Annotated in this window: 9 protein-coding genes; 8 read left to right on the top strand and 1 reads right to left on the bottom strand. The window is 71.1% G+C overall.

From position 1 onward, the window contains the following. Window positions 1–920 precede the first annotated feature (920 nt). The 3 genes from ACFC1T_RS09110 to ACFC1T_RS09100 all read left to right on the top strand — a co-directional run bounded on the left by ACFC1T_RS09110 (window position 921) and on the right by ACFC1T_RS09100 (window position 3,711). Complete coding sequence (locus ACFC1T_RS09110) at window positions 921–1,586, top strand: hypothetical protein (RefSeq protein ID WP_375885527.1); 666 nt, start codon at window positions 921–923, stop codon at window positions 1,584–1,586. A 145-nt stretch (window positions 1,587–1,731) separates the two neighbouring features. Next, the gene (locus ACFC1T_RS09105; protein ID WP_375885525.1) at window positions 1,732–2,499 is read left to right on the top strand and encodes a hypothetical protein; all 768 of its coding nucleotides are present in this window, start codon (window positions 1,732–1,734) and stop codon (window positions 2,497–2,499) included. An 84-nt stretch (window positions 2,500–2,583) separates the two neighbouring features. Beyond that, window positions 2,584–3,711 carry a hypothetical protein gene (locus ACFC1T_RS09100; RefSeq protein ID WP_375885522.1) on the top strand — a complete coding sequence of 376 codons (1,128 nt, stop codon included), beginning with the start codon at window positions 2,584–2,586 and terminating at the stop codon, window positions 3,709–3,711. 184 nt (window positions 3,712–3,895) lie between these two features. Here the strand turns inward: ACFC1T_RS09100 and ACFC1T_RS09095 are convergent, their stop codons facing one another. After that, window positions 3,896–4,303: a hypothetical protein gene (locus ACFC1T_RS09095; protein WP_375885520.1), complete on the bottom strand. Its 408-nt coding sequence runs from the start codon at window positions 4,301–4,303 to the stop codon at window positions 3,896–3,898. Between the two features lie 534 nt (window positions 4,304–4,837). Between ACFC1T_RS09095 and ACFC1T_RS09090 the strand changes: the two genes are divergently transcribed. The 5 genes from ACFC1T_RS09090 (at window position 4,838) to dndC (ending at window position 9,814) form a co-directional block, all read left to right on the top strand. Then, window positions 4,838–5,545 carry a hypothetical protein gene (locus ACFC1T_RS09090; protein ID WP_375885517.1) on the top strand — a complete coding sequence of 236 codons (708 nt, stop codon included), beginning with the start codon at window positions 4,838–4,840 and terminating at the stop codon, window positions 5,543–5,545. 514 nt (window positions 5,546–6,059) lie between these two features. Next, a complete protein-coding gene (locus ACFC1T_RS09085) occupies window positions 6,060–6,917 on the top strand; it encodes a methyltransferase (RefSeq protein ID WP_375885516.1) in 858 nt (285 codons plus the stop codon). Between the two features lie 92 nt (window positions 6,918–7,009). After that, window positions 7,010–7,624: a hypothetical protein gene (locus ACFC1T_RS09080; protein WP_375885514.1), complete on the top strand. Its 615-nt coding sequence runs from the start codon at window positions 7,010–7,012 to the stop codon at window positions 7,622–7,624. An 88-nt stretch (window positions 7,625–7,712) separates the two neighbouring features. Next, the gene (locus tag ACFC1T_RS09075) at window positions 7,713–8,306 is read left to right on the top strand and encodes a hypothetical protein (RefSeq protein ID WP_375885512.1); all 594 of its coding nucleotides are present in this window, start codon (window positions 7,713–7,715) and stop codon (window positions 8,304–8,306) included. After that, window positions 8,303–9,814 carry a DNA phosphorothioation system sulfurtransferase DndC gene (gene dndC, locus ACFC1T_RS09070; protein WP_375885509.1) on the top strand — a complete coding sequence of 504 codons (1,512 nt, stop codon included), beginning with the start codon at window positions 8,303–8,305 and terminating at the stop codon, window positions 9,812–9,814. The genes ACFC1T_RS09075 and dndC overlap by 4 nt, the downstream gene beginning before the upstream one ends. Window positions 9,815–9,833 lie beyond the last annotated feature (19 nt).

Genomic DNA, 9,833 nt, shown 5'->3' with positions numbered 1-9,833 from the left:
CCCTTTTCTGGCCCTCCCGTTGGTGGCGTCGGGGGGGTTTTGGGGGGTTTTGGGTGTGGTTGGGGGGGGGGGGGGGGGGGGGGGGTGGGGGCCGCCCCCCCCCCCGCGGCGCCCTGACGCGGCTCGCCCTGGTGGGGCGGGCCGCCGATTCCCGCGCCTGCGGGACCGCGCTTCCCTGCGGACGGCGCCGGTGGGAACGGGGAGCACCTCGTCGAAGGCGCCTTCTGGATCCGGAGGACGATTCCCGCGCCTGCGGGACTGCGGTAGCACGTCGGGAGCCCCGTACGCGCCGAGCCAAGGCCGATCTCCGCGCCTGCGGTTTCGACTTCTCCACTGCCGTCACCGGCTCGCTGGACGGATTCCCGCGCCTGCGGGACGGATGATGCCACGGACGTCTGCGGCGAACTGCTGTGGGGCGGATCACCGCGCCTGCGGTATGGATAGCCGGTAGTCGGACTGGCGAGGCAGCACTGCCGACCGATCCCGCGACTGCGGGCCGGATCCGCAACGGGCGGCGATCGACGTCTTCAACCAGGACGGATCCCCGCGCCTGCGGGGCGGACGACTTGGTCCTGGACAGCCACCTCGCCGCCGGGGACAGATCCCGCGACTGCAGGACGGTCAGTGGCGGCACGCCCACATCGCGGAGGAGGGAGGCAGATTCCCGCGCCTGCGGGACGGATCCAGGGCGATGGCGTTGCGGTCCTCGGCCTGAGGCAGATTCCCGCGCCTGCGGGCCGGATGCCAGGTGGCCAGGGGTGATCTCTGGCCGGAAGGCCATTCTGCATCAGGCGGCGTGGGAAGGGATGGGCGTTGCGTCTTCCGGATCCCACTGGGTGGGCGTCAGGTAGTGACGCCCCTTCGCCACGCTGATAGGTTTTACTCAACACTAGATGACTGGAATGGGGAGGGCGGTGGCGGTGAGCAGCAACAGGACGAAGCGGTTGATGCTGACGGTGCTCGTCGAGCGGACGTACAGCGCGCGCACGGGGATCGTGGTGGAGGCGCCGGCCGAGCTGGAGACCGACGACAAGGAGGCCCTGCGGCTGTGGCTGGCCGAGTCGGGTCATACGCGTCGGCTCGTGTTCGAGGAGCCGAGCGGTGAGGTGGCGTCGTTCGCCGTGGTCGTGGAGGACGCGCAGGGGGCCGGGGTGCCGGCGCCCGGCACACGGCTGCCGCTGCGGCACCCGGCCTTCGACCTGCGCTCGAAGAGCCACTGGTGGGACGGCGACGCCTGGCGGGGCACCGGGGTGACGGAGCGGGAGGTGGCCGACTTCCTGACGTACTGCGGGGACGGCGCGCGGCTGCTGCTGCGGGCGCTGTCCTGCAACCAGATGCGGGTGATGGACCAGGAGATGGTCAACGGATTCCTCGGGGACGCCGGCGCCGTCGAGCTGCCCGAGGTCTTCGGGGACTTCGAGGCCGCGTGCGCGCTGGTGCGCCAGGCGATGCCGTTCTACGTCTGGCAGCGGCCGGACGGCGGCGTCGTGGTGGCGATGCGCCCGCTGGTGGCCGGCCTCTTCCGCAGGGCGATCGCCCTGCGCGACGCGCGGGAGGTGCAGCGGCGCCGCGAGGCGGCACGGTAGGGCCCGCGGCGGTCGCGGACGGCACGGTGTCGGCGCGGCTGCGCGGATGGGGGAAGGGCGGGGCGGTAGACCGCGGGGATCGCCGCGGGGCGTCCCGTCCTTCCCGGCAGCGAGGTGACCACGAGTGATGGAGGAGGAGCCCGTGATGGGTGAGCAGGTGGACGGCATCGAGGACGAGGTGCAGCTGTTCGTGGAGATCGAGATGGTCGAGACGGTGGTCTCCAAGACAAAGGCCTCGGTGACGGTCCCGAAGTCGGTGCTGGACCGTGGCCGGGAGGCGCTGCGGGTGTGGCTGGACGATGAAGGCCGTTCGGAATGGGTCGACCTGCGTGGCAACGCGGGTGAGTCGTCGGGCGACGACGGCGACGAGATCACGCTGGTGTCGGTGATGTCGGCCGGGCGCCCGGCGGCCGGGGTGACGCTGCCGTCCGGGCATCCGCAGTGGGAGAGCAACGACGCCCTGGATGAGCTCATCATCCACCGCGGAAGCTACTGGCACGTCGGGGGCCAGGTGGGGGCGTACGACGACGCGGTGGAGCTGTGGGAGGGGGCGTCGGCGGGGGCGCGGGCGTTCCTGGAGGTGCTGATGCGGCACAGCCGGGGCGTCGTGCTGGACATGTACGACCTCGAGGAGCACGCCCCGGCGTTCTTCCCGGGCGCCGAGTGCGGCGACACGGTGTCCGACAACGACCTGGAGCTGTCGGTGGCGTCGGTGGCGGCCGAGGTGCGCGCTCTCGCGCGGGCGCAGGGGCGCTCGGCACCGTTCGCGCAGTGGACCTGGCGGGAGGAGGACCCGGCTCCGGAGGTGGACCGGTACGCGATGCACGAGCACACGGTGACGGTCTTCGAGAACGCGCTCAAGCGGGCGCGGGAGCAGCAGCCGAAGGTGCAGGAAGGCCAGAGCGCCAGCTGATTCGGTGCCCGCGCGGGTGGCCCGGGCGCTGAGTGCGGGGCCCCCGCGCGGGTTGGTCTGGGGGGTCTGTGGGGCCCTCCGCCCGTGATCCTCAAGGAGAGGGATGCTAGATTTTACTCATCAGGAGATGTTGATCATGATGTGTTCGGAGGTCATACCCCGATGGCCGGCAGCGCGAAGCGCCACGAGAACGCGGGCGCCGCGGCGCGCCCCGCGCCCTCGACCTGGCGCACGACGGGCGAGATCGCCGAGGAGCACAGCCTCCCTCCGGAGCGCGTGCGCCGTCTGGCGAACCGCGAGGACAGCCCTTTCGGGGAGCCTCGCATGAGGCCGATGGAACCCGGCATGAAGCGCACCGTCCAGGCGTACGACCCGCGCAAGGTCCGCAAGGTGCTGACGGCCGAGAAGCTGCTGCCCGAGCAGCAGCCCGAGCTGGCGCCCAAGAACTGGATGTCGACGAAGGACATCTCCGACAGCTACGGCATCCCGTACCCGACCGTGCGCACCTGGACGAAGGGCGACTCCACCTTCTTCGGGAAGGGCCGGCCGCGGCCCATCAGCCCGGAGTCGAAGCGGATGGTGCTGGCGTTCAACCCGAAGACGGTCCGCGAGAAGCTGATCAACGAGGGCTACATCCGGCACGACGGCACCCTGACCGACGTCATCGGCCGCGGCGTGAGCGTCGGCCAGCGCGTCGGACAGATCGGCGTCTTCGTCCAGGCCGATGGCACCGAGGTGTGGGGGATCGCGAAGATCTCCCAGGTCTTCCACGTCGACGAGAAGACCGTCAGCACGTGGCAGCATATCGGGACGTTCCCGGAACTCCCGAAGCCGCTGCGGTACATCCGCAACATCCACGCGGTGTGGGTGCCGGACGTCATCATCGAGTGGGGCAAGAAGCCGAACCGGTTCGGGATGCCGCGGCTGGACAAGTACGGGCGCGCGCTGCGCCAGTGGGGCGACCCGTCGAACCTCCACGTGACGCCGTCCACGGCCGAGCCCACGGACGCCGAATTCCTGTCGGCGCAGGACATCGCGAAGCGGTACGGGATGGACGAGGAACAGGTGCAGGAGCTGGTCGATGTACGGAAGTTCGGCGAGCCCCGGATTACGCCGGCCTCGGGGATCCTGCGGTTCGACTCCAGGGTGGTGCACGAGTACTTCCAGGAGCGGGAGGATCTGCAGGCCGACGAGGATCTGCCAGGGGCCTGATCCCGCAGGTGTAGGTGGCCGTCCGTCCCGGTGTCGTCCGGGACGGACGGCCACTGTCGTCTGCGGGCGCGGTATCCTGCGGTCCGTCATCGGCCGCGCATGAGCGCGGATCGGCGGTGCCAGCGCTGAGGCTCGCCACGGATGTTGACCTCTGCCCGCAGGCGCGGGATCGCGTGGGGCGCGTTCAGCGGCGCGCGTTGTGGGCGACGGTTCCCGGTTCGCCGGTCTGGTGGTCCGGGAAGCCCACGGACATGGTGATCCGGTACTCGAAGACGTCCTCGCGGTGTCCCGGTACGCGGGCCCAGCTCGTGGCGTGGATATCGGCGTCGGGGGCCTGCCGGCACCACAGGGCCGCCTCTTCGAGCGCGCGCGCCGCTGTCGAGCCGGTGCACACGACCGCGGTGTAGGCGGCGAGGGTCACATCGGCCCCCCGGCGCGGCTCCATGCCGCGGATGGCGTCGGCGGCGTTCGTCAGGTCGCGTGTCAGGTCGTTGACGATCCGCGGCGGCGCGGGCAGCAGCGTCGTGAACTCCTGGGCAGCGGGAAGCCATTCGGCTCCATCGGTCTGCGGCAGCGGCTGATGGTCAGTCACGGATCCCAGTATGAAACCTTGGCGGTCGATCCGGCAGCCCTGTGTCGGAAAATCCGAACCTTGAGACAGCGCCCCCCAAGGGGGTGCGCCCGCCGCGCCGGGACCGGCGCCCCGGTCCCCGCACCGGCGGGGGCGCGCTGCCGGCGCCTCACAGGAGGACGTGACAGAGATCCGATGTCCGCGCCTGCGGACCGGGCTCCGGCCAGATGCTGGTAGAAGTCCTCAGCGATGGTCCGATCCCGCGCGTGCGGGGCTCGTTCGAAGGGCCGGCGGGGCGGCACAGACGCAAGCGGTGATCTCCGCGCGTGCGGGGCGGGTGGAGCTGGGGGCGCCAGGTGCTGTTGCTCTGGGGGCCGATTCCGCGCGTGCGGGGCTGACGTGCAACCCCGGCTCGTCGAGCAGCAGGATGGCGACCCGATTCCGCGCGTGCGGGGCTGGCGCTTCGTCATTCTGCACCATCGTGGCGCCTGAGCAGTGCGCACACGCGCACACCTTGATAGGTTTTACTCATCAACAAGTGAGGGAGTTAAGGGCATGAAGACCACGCACAAGGGCCGCACGATCGAGATCCGAAGCCCGCACAGCCCGCACAACCGCTACGGCGCCCCCGCGTACGGCATCAACGGCGTCTGGAAGACCGAGCCCACCGAATCGCCGCTGCTCGGCCGTCCGGGCCAGAGCACGGCCGAGCTGCTCGACGAGCTCAAGCGCTTCATCGACCAGCTCGACGCCGAGCCCAACGTGCGGCACACCACCTACGTGTGGTGGTACGCGCCCGGCAGGGCGGAGATCTGCCCGCGCTCGAAGAACCGGGTCAGCGCGGAGCACACGAAGGGCGTCGGCGCCCCGTGCACCGACCCGGGGTGCCGGCGCGAGGCGGCCCTGGAGGCACAGCGCCGGGCGCGCCGCACGGGGATCACCGCGGCGTCGCTCGCGTCGGTCCTCACCCGGGCCGGGTACGTGAACGCCGAGAAGCACTGGGACGGCGTGGCGAAGTCCGCCGGGTTCATGGCCTCGGGCGAGGACCGCAACCGGCGGGTGGCGGTGCTGTGGTCGAAGTCGCTCGGCCCGGGGCGGGTGTGCGCCGAGCTAGCCGAGATCGCCGACTTCCTGGCCGGCAAGGGCTACCGGGTCGAGGTAACGCCGGCGGCCGGCGCGCTGTGGGTGTTCCCGAAGGGCTCGGCCGGGGAGCGGCCGGTGTGGCCGGCCGGCCGCGACGGGTGGGCGGCCGAGGAGAAGTGATCTCCGCGCGGTGCGGAGCGGCCCGTGGTCGGCGAGGGCGCTGCCCTACTCGTAGGGGCGATCTCCGCGCGGTGCGGAGCAGCCGTGGCGGGTGCCCGGCCGCCGGTCTTGTGGCCCGGCGGATTCCGCGGCTGCGGAACGGGTGCGGCGTGCTGGTCGGGGCACAGCAGAATGAGCGGCCGATCCCGCACGTGCGGGCCGGTTCTTGAGGTGCGCCACGGTGAACGCGGCGGTGTTCTCGTGATCACGCGCATGCGTGCCGGGCCGTCCGAGAGAGGAGGTCGCCCGTGCACGATCGGGGTGATCCCGCGCCTGCGGGAGAGAGCGTCGCGATCATGTGCCGGTCGTAGATCGCGAAGTGATTCCCGCGCGTGCGGGTCGCAGGACCGCCGGGCGGTCCCGGAGTGGTAGCTGCTGTCGTTTATCTTGCCCCAACCGATAAGGGATTGGCGATGTGAGGCAGTGACATCCCCCACGGCCATTGATAGCGTTTACTCATCACAAGAGGAGTGAGATGGTGAAGTTGAAGCCGGAGGCCGAGCGCCGCCACCGCCAGGCGGAGCAGCTGGTGCGGTTGCGCCGCGACCTGAACTTGGAGGAGCGGTACTTCGTCGCCGAGCACTGGCTGGAGGTCGCGACGCTGGACAACAGCTCGAACGGGGCGTTCTTCACGCCGATGGACCTGGCGGCCGACATGGAGCTGATGGTGTCAGGGGACCGGGTGCTCGACCTGTGCGCGGGGACGGGGCGCCTGTCGCTCGGGTGCCGTGACGAGCACTTCCGGTCCTCGCTGGGCTGGCCGGCGCGCGAGTTCGTCTGCGTGGAGCGCAACGAGGAGTACGTGCGCGTCGGGCGCAAGGTGATGCCCGAGGCCGAGTGGGTCGTGGCGGACGTGTTCTCGCTGGCGAAGCTGGACCTCGGCCAGTTCGACACGGTGATCAGCAACCCCCCGTACGGGAAGACCGCGCGGGTGGGACGTCCGGGGGACCTCAACCTCGCCTACCGCGGGTACCGGTTCGAATACCACGTCCTGGACGTGGCCGCCGACTACGCCCCGCGCGGCGCCTTCCTGATCCCGCAGGCCTCGGCTCCGTTCCGCTGCTCCGGCGTATCGGGGGGCGAGTGGAACGGCGGGGACGAGGAGTACCGGCGGCTCGAAGCGGAAACCGGCATCGTGCTGCGGCGGTCGGTCCAGATCGACACCAGCGGCTACGCCAAGCAGTGGAGCACCAGGGTGCCGCAGGTGGAGGTGGTCGAGGCGCTGTTCCCGGACTGGCGCAGGGTACCGAAGCGTCCCGTCGCGGCGCCTCCGGTGAAGGCGGCTCCGGCCATCGAGGCGCAGCAGCTCGACCTGTTCGGGGGTGCGCGGTGAGTGTCCGGCCCCCGTGGGAGGAAGAAGAGCTGGTTCCCGGTGACCGGGTGCGGATCCTGGACTCGGGGGTGGGGCTTGGCCGGTACGTGGGGATGACGGCGCGCCTGGAGCGCGTGGAGGTCGACGGCTACCTGGTGCTGCTCGACCAGGAGTGCACGCAGGGGATCACGGTGCACCGGGTGCGCGGGCGCGAGTTCCCGGACGGGCGCCGGTACTTCGCTCGGCTGCGGGTCGACCGGGTCGAGACCATCGCGCCGGCCGCGCGTCGTGAGGAGGAGGAGCTGGAGCGCTGGCGGGCGCACTACGCGGCGGGTCCGCTGCCGGGTGGCACGGGGGCGCAGGTCCCGGCGGTCGTCGACTTCGACGCCGAGGACGAGGTCGACCGGTCGAACGTCCTCGACCAGGACGTGTGGTGGATCGACCGGGACGGCGCCCGGCACCGGGTCAGCGGGATGGAGCCGCGGTACTGCCGCAACGTGCTGCGGTTCCTGGAGCGTCAGGCCGACGAGATCGCGGACACCCACGCGTGGAACCTGACCACGATGACGATGCCGGCCGGCCACACCCAGGCGTGGGTGGACGTGGACCGGGCGATGTCGTCCGAGTTCGACCTGCTGGGGCGCGGCTCGTTGGTGTGGCTGCGGGAGCAGCCGTTGTACCGGGCGCTCAAGGAGCGTGCCGAGGAGGACGAGGCTCCGTGGTGGTGAGGCGCCGCCGTGGCGCCTCGGCGGCCGGCCCGCGGACAGGGGCCGGCCGCTTGTCGTATCAGCAGATCACGAGAAGGAGAACAAGGCGATGGGGTACACCGAGTACCGGCAGGCGGAGCTGAACGCGTTCCTGCGCGAGCGGGGGATGGGCCACTGCGGGGGTATCCGGACGGCGGCGGACTGGATCGAGGACGCGCCGAGGATGGCGCGGTGGTGGTGGCAGGAGATCGGCCTGGAGGAGGACGAGACGCACGCCGGGTTCGGGTCGGTGCTGCTCAAGCCGGGCATGATGACGAAGCTCGCTTCGCCGGCGCTGTACGGGGTGGAGGAGTTCGTGGCGTGGGTCGGCGCGGGGGTGACAGCGCTCGCGCAGGCGCTGGACGAGGATCGCCGATACCGGGAGCGGTACGGGCGCCCGGCCGCGCGGATCCCGGTGACGGTGGACTTCGGGACGTCGTACACGAAGGCGGACTACTGGTCGGGGCCGGCCGTGCCGCGGGCGGTGATCCACACGCCGTCGTGGACGCACCCCGAGCACTGGGGTTCGGTGAACGAGAACTTCCGGGTGACGACCGTGCAGTACCTGGACATGCAGGAGCAGGTGCAGTCGGCGTGGACCGAGCTGTGGCGGGCCACCGGCGGCGGGGCGCCGGCCCAGACCGGGACGGCGGCCACGGGGTGAGCCAGGTCCTGATACCGGGCCTGGCGCCGACGCGGCGCCGGGCCTGGTGGGAGCCGTACGGGTCGTTCCCGGCCGGCCTGGAAGCCAGGATCCAGGAGATCCGCGACCTGTACGTGGAGAACCAGGTCCCCTTCGTGATCGGCTTCTCGGGCGGCAAGGACAGCATGCTCGTGGTGCTGCTGACGTGGCTTGCCGTCGCCGGCCTTGCGCCGGAGCAGCGCCACAAGCCGGTGTTCATCTGCTCCACCGACACCGGGGTGGAGAACCCGGTGGTCGTGCGGTGGGTGGACGGCCACCTGGCGGCGATCCGGCAGGCGGCGGTGCGCCAGGAGATGCCCGTCGAGGTGCACCGGCTGCGGCCGGTCACCGAGGACACCTACTGGTTCAGCCTCATCGGCCGCGGCTATGCCGCTCCCCGGGCACTGTTCCGCTGGTGCACGGAGCGCTTGAAGATCCGGCCGAACACCCGGTTCATCCGCGAGGTGGTGTCGCAGCACGGGGAGACGATCCTGCTGCTCGGCACGCGCAAGGCGGAGTCGGCGGCGCGGGCGAAGGTGATGAAGCGCCACGAGAAGGGCCGCACCCGCGAGCGGCTGTCGCCGAACGGGGACCTGCCGAACTCGATGGTCTACACGCCGGTCGAGGACTTCGAGAACGACGACGTGTGGATGGCCTTGATGCAGCTGTCGGAGCTGCCGTGGGGACGGTCGGCGAAGGAGCTGCTGGCCCTGTACCAGGGGGCATCTCCGGATGCCGAGTGCCCGCTGGTGATGGACTCCACCACGCCGTCGTGCGGGTCGAGCCGCTTCGGCTGCTGGACGTGCACGGTGGTCGAGCAGGACCGTTCGATGACGTCGATGATCACCAACGAGCCCGACGAGTATGCCTGGATGCGCCCGCTGCTCGCGCTGCGCAACGACCTCGCCGACATGGGACTCGACCGCGGGCGCCGGGAGTTCACCCGCTGGGACGGACGGCTGACGGTGCACAAGGACCGGCTCGTCCACGGCCTCTACACCCAGGAGGCGCGCGCGGACTGGCTGCGCAAGGTGCTGGAGACGCAGGAGAAGATCCGGCGCCGGGCACCGGCCGAGTACGCCGGGCTGGAGCTGATCAGCACCGACGAGCTGGTGGCGATCCGGCGGCAGTGGGTGACGGGGCACCACGAGATCGAGGACCTGGCGCCGGGCATCTACGAGGAGGCGACGGGCCGGCCGTGGCCCGGCACCGAGACCTTCGACTCGATGCTGCACGTCCAGCGCGTCGACCTGGAGGTGCTGCGCGAGGTCGCGGGCAGCGATCGCGAGTACCGGATGCTGCGGGACCTCCTGGACGTCGAGCAGCGCTTCACCGTGGCCGGGCGCCGGACGCGGCGCGTCGACGAGGTCGAGAAGGTGCTGCACCGGTACGTCTTCGATTCGGAGGACGAGGCGCTGGAGTTCGCCCTCCAGCATGAGCCCGTTGGGCCCGAGGGGCGGCAGATGCCGCTGTTCACGGGCCTGGAGTGAGAACGACGACGGCGCCCGG

The organism is Kitasatospora sp. NPDC056076, from assembly GCF_042266305.1.
Taxonomy (GTDB): domain Bacteria; phylum Actinomycetota; class Actinomycetes; order Streptomycetales; family Streptomycetaceae; genus Kitasatospora.
Note: the sequence above shows the minus strand (reverse complement) of the source record. Positions and strands in the feature narration are given on the sequence as shown.

What these genes read in the sequence shown, in the direction of transcription:
- ACFC1T_RS09105 (WP_375885525.1), top strand. Translation starts at nt 1,732, where the DNA reads ATGGGTGAGCAGGTGGACGGCATCGAGGACGAGGTGCAGCTGTTCGTG.
- ACFC1T_RS09090 (WP_375885517.1), top strand. Translation starts at nt 4,838, where the DNA reads ATGAAGACCACGCACAAGGGCCGCACGATCGAGATCCGAAGCCCGCAC.
- ACFC1T_RS09085 (WP_375885516.1), top strand. Translation starts at nt 6,060, where the DNA reads ATGGTGAAGTTGAAGCCGGAGGCCGAGCGCCGCCACCGCCAGGCGGAG.
- ACFC1T_RS09080 (WP_375885514.1), top strand. Translation starts at nt 7,010, where the DNA reads ATGACGGCGCGCCTGGAGCGCGTGGAGGTCGACGGCTACCTGGTGCTG.
- ACFC1T_RS09075 (WP_375885512.1), top strand. Translation starts at nt 7,713, where the DNA reads ATGGGGTACACCGAGTACCGGCAGGCGGAGCTGAACGCGTTCCTGCGC.